The following is a 14,110-nucleotide window of genomic DNA, read 5'->3' on the forward strand; positions in this document are numbered from 1 at the left end:
CGATGGCCCTGTTCTCCATTACCGATGCCCAGCTCGCCTTCGGGCATGTGGCATTGCTCGATCACACCGATTTTTCGCTGGAGGCCGGCGAGCGCGTCGGCCTGATCGGCCGCAACGGCACCGGCAAGTCGTCCCTGCTGAAGATCGTGGCCGGCCTCGCCGCGCCGGACGACGGCCTGATCTCCCGGCAGAATGGCGTGACGTCGGCCTATGTGCCGCAGGAGCCTCAGTTCGAGCCCGGCCTGACCGTGTTCGACGCGGTCTCGCAGGGCATGGGCGCCGCCCACGACCTGCTGCTGCGCTACGAGGTGGCGGCCGAAGCGGTGGCCGAGGGGCATGGCGGGCCGGACGAGGCGGCGGCGCTGGCCGAGTTGCATCGCCTGCAGTCGGAACTGGATGCCGCCGGCGCCTGGCAGTTGCGCACCCGCGTCGAGACCACCCTGGCGCAGCTCGGCCTGGATCCCAAGGCGGCCGTCGAAGGCCTCTCTGGCGGCACGCAGAAGCGGGTGGCGCTGGCGCAGGCGCTGGTGGCCGAGCCGGACATCCTGCTGCTGGACGAGCCGACCAACCACCTCGACGTGGCTGCCATCCGCTGGCTGGAAGACCTGCTGCTGGCCTTCCGCGGCAGCGTGCTGCTGATCACCCACGACCGCGCCTTCCTCGACCGCGTGGCCACGCGTATCGTCGAGCTGGACCGTGGCCGCCTGCTGTCCTTCCCCGGCAACTTCGCCGCCTACCAGGCGCGCAAGGCCGAGCTGCTGGCGGCCGAGCAGGTCGAGCAGGCCAAGTTCGACAAGCTGCTGGCGCAGGAAGAGGTGTGGATACGCAAGGGCGTGGAAGCACGCCGCACCCGCAGCGTGTCGCGCATCCAGCGGCTGGTGGCGATGCGCAGCGAGCGCGCGGCGCGCCGCGAGGCCCAGGGCAACGTCAAGCTGGAGGTGGCGCAGGGCGAGCGCTCGGGCAAGATCGTGGCCGAGCTGGTCGACGTCAGCAAGGCCTTCGGCGGGCGCACCGTGGTGCGCGAGTTTTCCGCCACCATCATGCGCGGCGACAAGGTCGGCCTGATCGGCCCCAATGGCGCCGGCAAGACCACGCTGCTGCGCCTGATCCTGGGCGAGCTGCCGCCCGACAGTGGCACCGTGCGCAACGGCAGCAACCTGCAGGTCGCCTACTTCGACCAGATGCGCGGCCAGCTCGACATGGAGCGTTCGCTGGCCGATACCATCAGTCCGGGCAGCGACTGGGTCGAGATCAACGGCCAGCGCAAGCACGTGATGAGCTACCTGGGCGACTTCCTGTTCGCCCCCGAGCGCGCGCGCTCGCCGGTCAAGTCGCTGTCCGGGGGCGAGCGCAACCGCCTGCTGCTGGCGCGCCTGTTCGCGCGCCCGGCCAATGTGCTGGTGCTGGACGAGCCGACCAACGACCTCGACATCGATACGCTGGAACTGCTGGAGGAACTGCTGCAGGAATACGCCGGCACTGTCTTCTTGGTCTCCCACGACCGCGCCTTCCTCGACAATGTGGTGACCTCCACCATCGCCGCCGAGGGCGACGGCCGCTGGCGCGAATACGTGGGCGGCTATGCCGACTGGGAACAGCAGTCGGCGCGCGCGGCCCGGATCCAGGCCGAGCAGGCCCAGCAGGCGCGCGGCGGCGAGGCCGTCGCCGAAGCATCCAAGGCGCGCGAAGGGCGCGAGGCGCGCGGCGTCAACCGCACCGTCAAGCTTTCCTACAAGGAACAGCGTGAACTGGACGGCCTGCCGGAGCGCATCGCTGCCCTGGAAACGGAGCAAAAGACCATCTCGGCGCGCCTGGCGGACGGCTCGCTCTATGTCAGCGACCCGGCCGGCGCGGCACAGCTGGCCACCCGCCACGACGAGATCGAGATGGAGCTGTTGGAGGCGCTCGAGCGCTGGGAAGTGCTGGAGGCGAAGCACCGCGGCGAGAGCCAGTGAGCATAGCGAGCGCCGTTCCCCCTGCAGCGGGCGGCTATCCGCACCAGGCCAGCACCATATTGGACAGGTCCACCATGAAGGCTGGCCGCAGGTAGGCGAGGAAGGCGAGCGCCGCCACCGCCGCCAGCGCGCCGAGGCCGGCGCCCTGCAGCAGGCGCCGGCGCGCCGATACCGAGGCCGCCGAGGGCGCCGTCATGCCGCCACCGGCTGCGGGCGCGCCACCGCGTGCTCGCGGATCGGCAGGTTGACCAGGGCGGCCAGCACGCCCAGCCCGATCGCCAGCATCCAGACCGTGTCGTAGCTGCCGGTGCGGTCGTAGAGGTAGCCGCCCAGCCAGGCGCCGAGGAAGCTGCCGATCTGGTGCGAGAAGAACACCACGCCCGACAGCATGGACAGGTACTGCACGCCGAACACCTGCGCGATGATGCCGTTGGTCAGCGGCACGGTGGACAGCCACAGGGCGCCCATCAGCGCGGCGAACACCCAGGTGCTGGCGACCGATAGCGGCAGCAGCAGGTAGGCACTGATCACCAGCGAGCGCGTCAGGTAGATGAAGGCCAGCAGGTAGCGCTTGGGCATGCGCTGCCCGAGCGAGCCGGCGCCGTAGGTGCCGAACACGTTGAACAGCCCGATCAAGGCCAGCGCGACGGTGGCGATCTTGGGGTCGCCCAGGCCGCGGTCCTTCAGGTAGGGCGCCAGGTGCACGCCGATGAACACGACCTGGAAGCCGCACACGAAGTAGCCCAGCGTCAGCAACTGGTAGTTGCGGTTGCCGAAGGCCTCGCGGATGGCCTGGCCGATGGTCTGCTGCGCGCCGGAGCGCGCGCCGGCCATGTCGGGCTCGCGCAGCGTGAAGGCCAGCGGCAGCATCAGGCAGGCCAGCGCGGCCAGCACGAAGAGCGCATGCTGCCAGCCGATGGTGGAAATCAGGGTCTGCTCGACCGGGATCATCAGGAACTGGCCGAAGGAGCCGGCCGCGGCGGCGATGCCCATGGCCCAGACGCGCTTCTCGGCGCTGGCCACGCGGCCGATCACGCCGTACACGACGCTGTAGGTGGTGCCGGACTGGGCCAGCCCGATCAGTACGCCGGCGCCCGAGGCGAAGGCGGTGCCGGAAGTCGACAGGGCCATCACCAGCAGCCCCGCCACGTACAGCGCCACGCCCACCAGCATCACGCGCAACGCGCCGAAGCGGTCGGCCAGCGCGCCCGCGAAGGGCTGGCTGGCGCCCCACATCAGGTTCTGCAGGGCCAGGGCGAAGGCGAAGGTCTCGCGGCTCCAGCCGTGCGTCTGGGTGATGGGCAGGTTGAACAGGCCGAAACCGTGGCGGATGCCCATCGAGAGCGTGACGAGCAGGCCGCCGCAGACCAGTACGGAGCCCAGGGAAAGTTGTCGATTCTGCATGTCTGGCTCTTCTTGTGCTGGGAGTTGTCTCGTTGTTCTCGTTGTTCTTGTCTTGTTCCAGGCCCGTGTTTCGTCCCGGGCTTTCTTCCGCGTCCGCCTCCGCTGTGGTGCCACCGGCACCTGGCCTGGGGGCCGCGGTGGCCGGAGGGGCAGCGCCGGGCAGGGGGCCGCCGCCGGGCGAGTGTACTCTGCCGCGCCCGAACGCGCTGGCGCGTCACTTTTCAAGTCACTTTTCACCGGCCGGTGCGGGCGACAGCGCGGCGGCTTCCATTACAATGCGGTGCCCGGCCCGTGGCACGCGTTCCGGCGCGCGCCCGGTGCGCAAGGCGCCCGCCCGGCCGGTACTCCAATTTCGTAGCGACTCCATGGCGAGCAAAACCAGTCAGTACAGCGAATCCTCCATCCGGGTCCTGAAGGGCCTGGAGCCGGTCAAGCAGCGGCCGGGCATGTACACGCGCACCGATAACCCCCTGCATATCGTGCAGGAGGTGATCGACAACGCGTCCGACGAAGCCCTGGGCGGCTTCGGCTCCGAGATCCTGGTCACCCTGCACAAGGACGGCAGCGTCAGCGTGGAGGACGATGGCCGCGGCATTCCGGTCGGCATCCACCCCGAGGAAGGCGTGCCGGTGGTCGAGATCGTGTTCACCCGGCTGCATGCCGGCGGCAAGTTCGACAAGGGCAAGGGCGGTGCCTATGCCTTCTCGGGCGGCCTGCACGGCGTGGGCGTGTCGGTCACCAACGCGCTGTCGACGCGTCTGGACGTGGGCGTCTGGCGCGACGGCATGGCCTCGGCGCTGACCTTCTCCGGCGGCGATGTCACCACGCCGCTGTCCTCGCGCAAGCTCGAGCGCGGCGAAAAGAAGAACGGTACGCGCGTGCAGGTGTGGCCGGATCCCAAGTACTTCGATTCCGCCGCCATCCCGCTGGCGGAACTGCAGCGCCTGCTGCGCAGCAAGGCCGTGCTGTTGCCGGGCGTCAAGGTCACGCTGGTGACCGAGAAGAGCGGTGAGAGCCAGACCTGGCAGTACGATCAGGGCCTCAAGGGCTACCTGGTCGAGGCGCTGGCGCAAGGCAGCGGCGCTGAACTGGTGATCCCGATGTTCGAGGGCGAGCATTTCGCCGATCCCGAGGCCAACAACGGCGAGGAGGGCTTCGCCGAGGGCGAGGGCGCCTCGTGGGTGGTGGCCTGGACCGAGGAAGGCTCGCCGGTGCGCGAGTCCTACGTCAACCTGATTCCGACCCCGGCCGGCGGCACCCATGAATCGGGGCTGCGCGAGGGGCTGTTCCAGGCGGTCAAGAGCTTCATCGAGATGCACGCGCTGCAGCCCAAGGGCGTCAAGCTGATGAGCGAAGACGTGTTCGCGCGCGCCTCCTTCGTGCTGTCGGCCAAGGTGCTCGACCCGCAGTTCCAGGGCCAGATCAAGGAGCGCCTGAACAGCCGCGACGCGGTGCGCCTGGTCTCCACCTTCAGCCGCCCGGCGTTGGAGCTGTGGCTGAACCAGCATGTGGAGTACGGCAAGAAGCTGGCCGAGCTGGTGATCCGCCAGGCGCAGGCGCGAACGCGCGCGGCGCAGAAGGTAGAGAAGAAGAAGGGCTCCGGCGTGGCCGTGCTGCCCGGCAAGCTGACCGACTGCGAATCGACCGACACCGAGCGCAATGAACTGTTCCTGGTCGAGGGCGATTCCGCCGGCGGCTCGGCCAAGATGGGGCGCGACAAGGAATTCCAGGCCATCCTGCCGCTGCGCGGCAAGGTGCTCAACACCTGGGAGACCGAGCGCGACCGCCTCTTCGCCAACAATGAAGTGCATGACATCGCGGTGGCGATCGGCGTGGACCCGCACGGCCCGGACGACGAGCCCGACCTGACCAACCTGCGCTACGGCAAGATCTGCATCCTGTCGGACGCGGACGTCGACGGCGCGCACATCCAGGTGCTGCTGCTGACGCTGTTCTTCCGCCATTTCCCGCGCCTGATCGAGCGCGGCAACGTGTGCGTGGCGCGCCCGCCGCTGTATCGCGTCGACGCACCGGCGCGCGGCAAGAAGCCGGCGCAGAAGCTCTACGCGCTGGACGAAGGCGAGCTCGAAGCGATCCAGGACAAGCTGCGCAAGGACGGCGTCAAGGACGGCGCCTGGCAGATCTCGCGCTTCAAGGGCCTGGGCGAGATGAGCGCGGAGCAATTGTGGGAGACCACCATGAATCCGGATACGCGCCGCCTGCTGCCGGTGTCGCTGGGCGGCTTCGGCCAGGCCGAGACCGTCGGTGTGATGAACATGCTGATGGGCAAGGGCGAGGCCGCGCAGCGCCGCAACTGGCTGGAAGAGCGCGGCAATGAAGTGGTGGCGGACATCTGAGGACGAGGCAGGCGAGATGGCGGCAAGTCGGCGAGTGACGGGGCGGATGGCGAGGGCAGGGCGCGCGGCGGTGAGCGCGGCCCTGCTGCTTGCCGGGCTCGGCTGCGCCGGCGCCGCCCACGCCGAGTTGTACGGCTATGTCGACGATGACGGCGTGGCCCACTTCGCCGACCGCAAGCTCGACGCGCGCTATCAGCTGTTCCTGCGCGGCGGCGGTTCGCTCAACGCGCCGGGGCTGGCGCGCCCGGGCGCGCGCGCGGGCCGGGATGCCGGCACGGGCGGCGGCGCGGGCGCGGCCGGCGCCATCGACATCGAGAACCACAAGCTTTACCGCTACGTCATCAACCATCCCAATATTGCCGTGGTCGAGCCCATGATCCGGCAGATCGCGCAGCGGCAGAACGTCGATCCGGCGCTGGTCAAGGCGGTGATGGCGGTGGAGTCCGGCTTCAACCCGCAGGCGGTGTCGCCCAAAGGCGCGATCGGCCTGATGCAGGTGATTCCGGACACCGGCGCGCGCTTCGGCGTGGCGGCCGACGCCAAGCGCACCGTCGAGCAGAAGCTGGCCGATCCGCGTACCAATATCGCGGCCGGCGTGCGCTACCTGAGCTGGCTGATGCAGATGTTCCCCAATAACCTGGAACTGGTGCTGGCGGCCTACAACGCCGGCGAAGGCGCTGTGCAGCGCTACAACAACCAGATCCCGCCCTTCCCCGAGACGCAGCAGTACGTCAGCACGGTGCTGCAGTTCTACCGCATTTACCGGCCCGAAGGCCCGCTGCCGCGCGCGCTGGGCGGTGTCGGCCGCGCCGGCGTGACGCGCGTCAAGATGGTGATCGGCGGCCAGGACGAATTGCCTTGAACGGCGCCGGGGCGAGGCGCCCGCACCCATGCAACCCGGCGCGCGCGCGGATGACCGCGTCGCGCGCCGATTTCCTGTGAATCCATGGATCAACAAGACATCTCCTTCCAAGCGGACGAACCGGCCGACGCGCTGACGCTGGCGCACTACGCCGAGCGTGCCTACCTGGACTACGCCATCAGCGTGGTCAAGGGACGTGCGCTGCCCGAGGTGGCCGATGGCCAGAAGCCGGTGCAGCGCCGCATCCTCTTCGCGATGCACGAGATGGGCCTGCGCGCCGACGCCAAGCCGGTCAAGTCGGCCCGCGTGGTGGGCGACGTGCTGGGCAAGTACCACCCGCACGGCGACCAGTCTGCCTATGACGCGCTGGTGCGCCTGGCGCAGGACTTCTCGCTGCGCTACCCGCTGATCGACGGCCAGGGCAACTTCGGCTCGCGCGACGGCGACGGCGCGGCGGCGATGCGCTACACCGAAGCGCGCCTGACGCCGATCTCCCGCCTGCTGCTGGACGAGCTCGACCAGGGCACGGTCGATTTCGCGCCGAACTACGACGGCTCGATGGAGGAGCCCCGGCTGCTGCCCGCGCGCCTGCCCTTCGTGCTGCTCAACGGCGCCTCGGGCATCGCGGTCGGCATGGCCACCGAGATCCCGCCGCACAACCTGCGCGAAGTGGCGCACGCCAGCGTGGCGATGATCCGCAACCCGGACATCTCGCTGGCCGAGCTGCTGGCGCTGATGCCGGGGCCGGACTACCCGGGCGGCGGCCAGATCATCTCGCCGGCGGCCGATATCGCGCAGATCTATGAAAGCGGTCGGGGCAGCCTGAAGGTGCGCGCGCGCTGGACCGTCGAAGAGATGGCGCGCGGGCAGTGGCAGCTGGTGGTGACCGAGCTGCCGCCGGCGACGTCGGCGCAGAAGGTGCTGGAGGAGATCGAGGAGATCACCAATCCGAAGGTGCGCGCCGGCAAGAAGTCGTTGACGCCCGAGCAGCTCCAGCTCAAGCAGACCCTGCTGGCGGTGCTGGACGCCGTGCGCGACGAATCCGGCAAGGATGCGCCGGTCCGGCTGGTGTTCGAGCCCAAGAGCAAGAACATCGACCAGCAGGAATTCGCGCAGACGCTGCTGGCCCACACCAGCCTGGAGTCGGGCGCGCCGATCAACCTCGTCATGATCGGCACCGACGGGCGGCCGCGCCAGAAGGGCCTGCGCGACATCCTGCGCGAATGGATCGCCTTCCGCTTCGAGACCGTGACGCGGCGCACGCGCCACCGCCTGGGCAAGGTCGAGGACCGCATCCACATCCTGGAAGGCCGGATGCTGGTGCTGCTCAACATCGACGAGGTGATCCGCATCATCCGCGAGAGCGATGAGCCCAAGCCGGCGCTGATGCAGGCCTTCGGCCTGTCCGAGCGCCAGGCCGAGGACATCCTCGAGATCCGGCTGCGCCAGCTGGCGCGGCTGGAGGCCATCCGCATCGAGCAGGAACTGAAGGACCTGCGCGAGGAGCGCGGTGACCTCGACGTCCTGCTGAAGTCGGAAACGATGATGCGCCGGCGCATCATCAAGGAGATCGAGGCCGATGCCAAGCAGTACAGCCCGGAAGACAAGGATCCGCGCCGCACGCTGATCCAGGAAGAGCGCCGCGCCGCCGCCGAGGTGCGCGTGGTCGACGAACCGGTCACGGTGGTGGTATCGCAGAAGGGCTGGGTGCGCACGCGCCAGGGGCACGGCCACGATGCGCAGCAGTTCACCTTCAAGGCGGGCGACGCGCTGTACGGCACCTTCGAGTGCCGCACCATCGATGCGCTGCTGGCCTTCGGCAGCAACGGCCGCGTCTATTCGGTGGCCGTGTCCGGCCTGCCGGGCGGGCGCGGCGACGGCGTGCCGCTGACCACGCTGATCGACCTGCAGCCGGGCACGCAGATCGCTCACACCTTCGCCGGCGCGGCCGAGCAGCGCATGCTGATCGCCACGCGCAGCGGCAACGGCTTCCAGACCAAGGTGGCGGACATGATCGGCCGCAACAAGGGTGGCAAGGCCTTCCTGACGGTGGATGAGGGCGACGTGCCGCTGCCGCCCGCTCCGCTGGGCGACGAGGCGACCCATGCCGCCTGCCTGTCGGCCAACGGGCGCCTGCTGCTGGTGGCGCTGGACGAGATCAAGGTGCTGGCCGCCGGTGGCCGCGGCGTGATCCTGATGGAACTGGAGCCCAAGGAGGCGCTGTTGCAGGCGATCGCCGTGGGCGCGCCGGGCCTGGTGCTGTCCGGCACCGGCCGGGGTGGCAAGCCGAGCAGCCAGAAGCTGGCCGGACAGGCGCTGCTGCCCTACGTGGGCAAGCGCGCCCGCAAGGGCCGCGCGCTCGAGTCCCGGCTCAAGGAGCCGCGCATCGATCCGGTGCGGCCGGTGGCACCCGGCGGCAACTGAGGCGCGATGATGGTGGCCTGCCTGGCCCCGGCGGTATGACCGCATGGCCAGGAACGATGGCCTCCGAAACGGCCCCGCGCAGCGCGCGGGGCTTTTTTTACGCCATGCGCCGGCCTGTCCCGGCCTGTCCCGGCCCGTCCCGACCTGTCCCTTTCGCGCAGGCGCCGCCGCGCCGGCCGGCGCACAATGCGCACGGGGCCGTGGCGGGGGCCGCGCCGCATGCCGTCCTTGCGCCTTCGGGTCCCCCGCGTTCCACCTTTCCGGCGTTCCCGTCTTTCCGTCTTTCCTTCTTTCAGCCCGACCGTTCGATCCGATGCCCCCGTCAGAGCCCATCGACCCCAACCTCGCCCCCCCGCCCACGCCGCGGCGCCTGTTCATCGAATTCGCGCGCATGGGCTTGTCCGGATTCGGCGGCGTGCTGCCCTTCGTGCGGCGCGCCGTGGTGGAGCGCAACCGCTGGCTGGACGACCGCCAGTTCATCGAGCTGCTGAGCATGGGCCAGGTGCTGCCGGGACCCAATGTCATCAATGTCGCGCTGATGCTGGGGCTGCGCTTCGCCGGCCTGCGCGGCGCGTTGTCGGCCTTCGCCGGGCTGGTGCTGGTGCCAATGGTGGTGGTGCTGTCGGCCATGCTGCTCTACGAGCACTATCGCGACGTGGCGGCCGTACAGCACATGCTGGCCGGCATGACCGCCGTGTCGGCGGGCCTGGTGCTGGCCACCGGTATCAAGCTGGCGCAGAGCCTGCCGCCTTCGCTGCGCGGCCTGCTGGTCGGCGCCGCCGCCTTCGTCGCCATCGGCCTGCTGCGCTGGCCGCTGGTGCCGGTGATGGCCGTGCTGGTGCCGCTCGGGCTGCTGCTCGAATGGCATGCCGAGGGACGGGCGCTGCGCGCCGCACTGGCGGACGCCCCGGAGCGGGCCGAGGGCAGGACAGAGGGGCCGCAGCCATGAGCCAGGACAATGTGATCGGCAGCTTCTTCGCCCATTTCCTGCTGCTGTCCTTCCTGTCCATCGGCGGGGCCGGCACCACCATCCCGGACATGCACCGCTTCCTGGTCGAGTCGCACGGCTGGATGAGCGACGCGCAGTTCTCCGCCATGTATGCGATCTCGCAGGCTTCGCCCGGCCCCAATGTGCTGTTCGTCGCCCTGTTCGGCTGGCAGATCGCCGGGCTGGCCGGCGCCATTGCCGGCATGGTCGCCATCTGCGGGCCATCCAGCGTGATTGCGCTGGCCTTCGAGTATTTCGCCGGACGTTCGCCGCAGGCGCGCTGGCCCGGCCTGGTGCGGCGCGGCCTGGCGGCATTGACCATCGGCCTGCTGGGCTCCACCGGCTGGGTGCTGGCGGCGAGCGTCGACCACCGCTGGACGGGGGCCGCCGTCACCCTGGCCACCATCGCGCTGATGCTGAAGACGCGGGTGCATCCGCTGGTGCTGGTGGCGCTGGGCGCGGGAGCGGGCCTGCTCGGCCTGGTCTGAGGCCGCCCTGCCTGCCGGGCGGGCGGGGCTCAGCTGGCCTCGGCGCCCTGGGCGGCCGAGGCGCGGATGCAGTGCAGGAAGTAGTCGGCCGGACCGGTGGGAATGGCACCCTCGCGCACCAGCAGCGCCAGGTGCAGGTCGGGCGGGTTCTCCGGCAGCGCCAGCGCCTGCAGGCGGGCACTGGTCACGCTGGCCTGCAGGGTGGCACGCGACAGCGGCACCACCGCATCGGCTTCCAGCAGCAGGGTGGAGAACAGCAGGTTCGAAGTGCAGCGGGTGACGCGCCGCGGCGGTGCCAGGCCGTGGCGTGCGAACAGGTCCGCCAGGTAGCGCGGGTAGTCGTCGCCGGCATCGGCGTGCAGCCATTCCGCATCCTGCAATGCCGCCAGCGAGGTGCAGCCCGCCAGCGGACTGGTGCGGCGGATGGCGAAGGTGGTGGGAAAGACGAACAGTTCGGTGCAGGTGACGAAGGCTTCGTCGGGCGTGGCCTGGAAGGCGGCCAGGGCGAAGTCGAGCCGGCCGTTGCGCAGGTTCTCCAGCAGCCGCGCATGGTCGAACTCGAGGAAATCGACCGCCACCTCGGGCATCGCGCGGCGGAAGCGGGTGAACGCCTGCGGCATCACGGCCAGTCCGGCCAGCGGCGTCACGCCGATCTGCAGCCGCCCTTCGCGCGCGCCGCGCAGCCCTGCCAAGTCCTGCTCGGCGCGCTCCAGCTCGCTGACGATCAGGCGCGCCCGCGCCAGCAGCCGCTGGCCTTCCGCGGTCAGCGTCACCCCCCAGGAATTGCGCGCCAGCAGCGCCACGCCGGCGTCGGCCTCGAGCTCGCGCATGGCCTTGGTGATGGCCGGCTGGCTGACGCACAGCGCGCGCGCCGCCGCATTGATGCTGCCTTCGTCGGCGATGGCGACCAGCGCGCGCAGATGGTGGTGCTTCATAGGGGCTAGGGAAAGCCCGGATAACCGGGAGTTATGGCTATCAATATTTGTGCTTAGTCAGGCCGCGGCTGGCATCCTAGGATGGCGGATCCGTTCCCATCGAGGTAATCCGCATGTCGACCCAGCCCGCCATTATTCCCGAGATCCATGCCAGCCAGGCGGATTTCGTCGCGATCCGCCGCCAGATCCACGCCCATCCGGAACTGGGCTTCGAGGAAGAGCGCACCAGCAAGCTGGTGGCCGCCAAGCTGCGGGAGTGGGGCTATGACGTGACCGAAGGCATCGGCGGCACCGGCGTGGTGGGCCAGCTCAAGGTGGGCAGCGGCACGCGCCGGCTCGGCATCCGCGCCGACATGGATGCGCTGCCGATCCAGGAGACCACCGGCCTGCCGTACGCCAGCGCCGTGCCGGGCAAGATGCACGCCTGCGGCCACGACGGCCACACCGCTATCCTGCTGGCGGCCGCGCACTACCTGGCGCGCACGCGCCGCTTCGATGGCACCCTCAATCTGATCTTCCAGCCGGCCGAGGAAGGCCTGGGCGGCGCCCCCCGCATGATGGAAGACGGCCTGTTCGAGCGCTTTCCCTGCGACGCCGTCTACGCGCTGCACAACGGTCCCGGCGTGCCGGTCGGCCACTTCGTGCTGCGCGAAGGCGTGATGGCGGCCTCCTCCGATTCGGTCACGGTGACGCTGACCGGCAAGGGCACGCACGGCGCCATGCCGAGCTTCGGGCGCGACCCCATCGTGGCGGCGGCGGCCATCGTGATGGCGCTGCAGACCATCGTGGCGCGCAATATCCCGGCCACCGAGGCGGGCGTGATCAGCGTCGGCGCGCTGCATGCCGGCAAGGCCCACAACGTGATCCCCGACAGCGCGCAGATCCTGCTGACGGTGCGCGCGCAGGACCGCGAGGTGCGCGATACGCTGGAGCAGCGCCTGCGCGAGGTGGTGGAGCTGCAGGCCAAGAGCTTCGGCGTGGCGGCGCAGATCGATTACCAGCACATCTCACGCGTGCTGATGAACGCGCCCGAGCAGACCCGCTTCGCGCGCAGCGTGATCGAGGAACTGGTGGGGGCGGAACGGATCGTCGAGCCGCCCAAGGGCATGATGGGCAGCGAGGACTTCTCCTGGATGCTGGAGCGCGTGCCGGGCTGCTACGTGGTGCTGGGCAACGGTACCGGTTCGCATGGCGGCTGCATGGTGCACAACCCCGGCTACGACTTCAATGACGAGGCGCTGGCGCTGGGCGCTTCGCTGTGGGCGCGGCTGACCGAGCGCTACCTGGTGGCCGGCGCCTGAGCGGCGCCAGCCGGCGCGGACGGACAACGACAAGAACGACAGGCAAAGAGAAGGAGACAATCATGCAGGAAGGTCTGGAGGCGGCCGCGATCGGGGCCGGCAAGGCGCAGGGCGCGGCAGCGCGGCCGGCGTCGCAGCGAGCCATGCAACGGCGCGCCGTGGTGGCGGCTTCGCTGGGCAATGCGCTGGAATGGTTCGACTTCACCGTGTTCAGCTTCTTCGCGGTGCTGATCGGCAAGCTGTTCTTCCCGGTGGAGGGCGAGTATGGTTCGCTGCTGCTGTCGCTGGCCACCTTCGGCATCGGCTTCGTGATGCGGCCGCTCGGCAGCGTGGTGATCGGCAACTATGCTGATCGCGCCGGGCGCAAGCCGGCGCTGACGCTGACCATCGGCCTGATGGCACTGGGCACGGCCATCATCGGCCTGGCCCCCACCTACGCCCAGATCGGCATCGCGGCACCGCTGCTGATCGTGGCGGGCCGCCTGCTGCAGGGCTTCTCGGCCGGCGGCGAGGTCGGCGCGGCGACCAGCTTCCTGATGGAGTCGGGCACGCGCGCCAACCGCGGCTTCATGGTGAGCTGGCAGATGGCGGGGCAGGGCGCTTCGGCGCTGGCCGGCGCGCTGTGCGGCGCCTTGCTGACGCGCGGCCTGGCACCTGAGGCTCTCGAGTCCTGGGGCTGGCGCGTGCCCTTCCTGCTGGGGCTGATGATCGGCCCGGTGGGCTTCTACATCCGGCGCCACCTCGACGAGACCCACAGCGACCACGCGCGCGAGCGCAGCGCCTTCGCCGAGGTGCTGCGCGGGCACGGCCGCGCGCTGCTGCTCGGCACGCTGCTGATCCTGGGGGGCACCGCCAGCATGTACGTGGTGGTGTTCTACATGCCGTCCTACCTGGTCAAGATGGCCCACATGCCGCCGGCGACCTCGCTGCTGGCGGGCTGCGCCGCCGGTGCCACGCTGCTGGTGCTGTCGCCGCTGGCGGGCTGGCTGGCCGACCGCCTGCCGCGCCGCAAGCCGCTGCTGCTGGCGGTCAGCCTCCTGTCCCTGCTGGTGGTATGGCCGGCCTTCTCCGCGGTGCAGGGCCAGCCTTCGCTGGCCACCGTGCTGGCGGTGGTGGTGGGGCTGGTGGCGCTGCTGTCGACCAGCAGCCCGGCGGGCTTCCTGCTGATCATGGAGTCCTTCCCGCGCAAGGTGCGCGCCACCGGCCTGGCCATCGTCTACGCCAGCGGCGTGACGCTGTTCGGCGGCTTCGCGCAGTTCATCGTCACCTGGCTGCTCAAGCTGAGCGGCGATCCGATGGCGCCGGCCTGGTACATGCTGGGCTGTTCGGCAGTCAGCTTCGCCGCCTTGCTGGCCTTCCGCGAGCAGGCTGCAGCCGACTGAGCGCGGCCGGCCGG

11 protein-coding genes are annotated in these 14,110 nt (G+C 70.0%); 8 read left to right on the forward strand and 3 right to left on the reverse strand.

The annotated features are described in order from the left end of the window. Nucleotides 1–2 precede the first annotated feature (2 nt). The gene (locus BKK79_RS16860) at nt 3–1,955 is read left to right on the forward strand and encodes an ATP-binding cassette domain-containing protein (protein ID WP_071038106.1); all 1,953 of its coding nucleotides are present in this window, start codon (nt 3–5) and stop codon (nt 1,953–1,955) included. A gap of 34 nt (nt 1,956–1,989) precedes the next feature. Here the strand turns inward: BKK79_RS16860 and BKK79_RS41120 are convergent, their stop codons facing one another. Continuing rightward, nucleotides 1,990–2,151, reverse strand: a complete 162-nt coding sequence (locus BKK79_RS41120) for a hypothetical protein (RefSeq protein WP_167366679.1) — start codon at nt 2,149–2,151, stop codon at nt 1,990–1,992. Continuing rightward, on the reverse strand, nt 2,148–3,359 hold the full coding sequence (locus BKK79_RS16865) for an MFS transporter (RefSeq protein WP_071038107.1): 1,212 nt from the start codon (nt 3,357–3,359) through the stop codon (nt 2,148–2,150). Before BKK79_RS16865 ends, BKK79_RS41120 begins: the two co-directional genes overlap by 4 nt. A gap of 365 nt (nt 3,360–3,724) precedes the next feature. Here BKK79_RS16865 and BKK79_RS16870 point away from each other — a divergent pair, with 365 nt between their 5' ends. The 5 genes from BKK79_RS16870 to BKK79_RS16890 all read left to right on the forward strand — a co-directional run bounded on the left by BKK79_RS16870 (nt 3,725) and on the right by BKK79_RS16890 (nt 10,478). Then, the gene (locus BKK79_RS16870; protein ID WP_071014489.1) at nt 3,725–5,716 is read left to right on the forward strand and encodes a DNA topoisomerase IV subunit B; all 1,992 of its coding nucleotides are present in this window, start codon (nt 3,725–3,727) and stop codon (nt 5,714–5,716) included. A gap of 46 nt (nt 5,717–5,762) precedes the next feature. Beyond that, complete coding sequence (locus BKK79_RS16875; protein ID WP_071014488.1) at nt 5,763–6,578, forward strand: lytic transglycosylase domain-containing protein; 816 nt, start codon at nt 5,763–5,765, stop codon at nt 6,576–6,578. 84 nt (nt 6,579–6,662) lie between these two features. Then, on the forward strand, nt 6,663–9,002 hold the full coding sequence (parC, locus tag BKK79_RS16880; protein WP_071014485.1) for a DNA topoisomerase IV subunit A: 2,340 nt from the start codon (nt 6,663–6,665) through the stop codon (nt 9,000–9,002). Between the two features lie 313 nt (nt 9,003–9,315). Beyond that, nucleotides 9,316–9,951, forward strand: a complete 636-nt coding sequence (locus tag BKK79_RS16885; RefSeq protein WP_071014483.1) for a chromate transporter — start codon at nt 9,316–9,318, stop codon at nt 9,949–9,951. Next, complete coding sequence (locus tag BKK79_RS16890) at nt 9,948–10,478, forward strand: chromate transporter (protein WP_071014480.1); 531 nt, start codon at nt 9,948–9,950, stop codon at nt 10,476–10,478. Before BKK79_RS16885 ends, BKK79_RS16890 begins: the two co-directional genes overlap by 4 nt. Nucleotides 10,479–10,507: 29 nt before the next feature. Here BKK79_RS16890 and BKK79_RS16895 read toward each other — a convergent pair whose 3' ends face one another. Next, a complete protein-coding gene (locus BKK79_RS16895) occupies nt 10,508–11,413 on the reverse strand; it encodes a LysR substrate-binding domain-containing protein (RefSeq protein WP_071038108.1) in 906 nt (301 codons plus the stop codon). A gap of 113 nt (nt 11,414–11,526) precedes the next feature. Between BKK79_RS16895 and BKK79_RS16900 the strand changes: the two genes are divergently transcribed. Together BKK79_RS16900 and BKK79_RS16905 are read left to right on the forward strand one after the other, a co-directional pair. After that, complete coding sequence (locus BKK79_RS16900; protein ID WP_071038109.1) at nt 11,527–12,714, forward strand: M20 aminoacylase family protein; 1,188 nt, start codon at nt 11,527–11,529, stop codon at nt 12,712–12,714. A 62-nt stretch (nt 12,715–12,776) separates the two neighbouring features. Further along, the gene (locus BKK79_RS16905; RefSeq protein ID WP_071038110.1) at nt 12,777–14,096 is read left to right on the forward strand and encodes an MFS transporter; all 1,320 of its coding nucleotides are present in this window, start codon (nt 12,777–12,779) and stop codon (nt 14,094–14,096) included. Nucleotides 14,097–14,110 lie beyond the last annotated feature (14 nt).

The organism is Cupriavidus sp. USMAA2-4, from assembly GCF_001854305.1.
Classification (GTDB): domain Bacteria; phylum Pseudomonadota; class Gammaproteobacteria; order Burkholderiales; family Burkholderiaceae; genus Cupriavidus; species Cupriavidus malaysiensis.

Coding starts and splice junctions, on each gene's coding strand:
- parC (WP_071014485.1), top strand. CDS start 6,663: ATGGATCAACAAGACATCTCCTTCCAAGCGGACGAACCGGCCGACGCG.
- BKK79_RS41120 (WP_167366679.1), bottom strand. CDS start 2,151: ATGACGGCGCCCTCGGCGGCCTCGGTATCGGCGCGCCGGCGCCTGCTG.
- BKK79_RS16870 (WP_071014489.1), top strand. CDS start 3,725: ATGGCGAGCAAAACCAGTCAGTACAGCGAATCCTCCATCCGGGTCCTG.
- BKK79_RS16905 (WP_071038110.1), top strand. CDS start 12,777: ATGCAGGAAGGTCTGGAGGCGGCCGCGATCGGGGCCGGCAAGGCGCAG.
- BKK79_RS16890 (WP_071014480.1), top strand. CDS start 9,948: ATGAGCCAGGACAATGTGATCGGCAGCTTCTTCGCCCATTTCCTGCTG.
- BKK79_RS16860 (WP_071038106.1), top strand. CDS start 3: ATGGCCCTGTTCTCCATTACCGATGCCCAGCTCGCCTTCGGGCATGTG.
- BKK79_RS16885 (WP_071014483.1), top strand. CDS start 9,316: ATGCCCCCGTCAGAGCCCATCGACCCCAACCTCGCCCCCCCGCCCACG.
- BKK79_RS16865 (WP_071038107.1), bottom strand. CDS start 3,359: ATGCAGAATCGACAACTTTCCCTGGGCTCCGTACTGGTCTGCGGCGGC.
- BKK79_RS16875 (WP_071014488.1), top strand. CDS start 5,763: ATGGCGAGGGCAGGGCGCGCGGCGGTGAGCGCGGCCCTGCTGCTTGCC.
- BKK79_RS16900 (WP_071038109.1), top strand. CDS start 11,527: ATGTCGACCCAGCCCGCCATTATTCCCGAGATCCATGCCAGCCAGGCG.
- BKK79_RS16895 (WP_071038108.1), bottom strand. CDS start 11,413: ATGAAGCACCACCATCTGCGCGCGCTGGTCGCCATCGCCGACGAAGGC.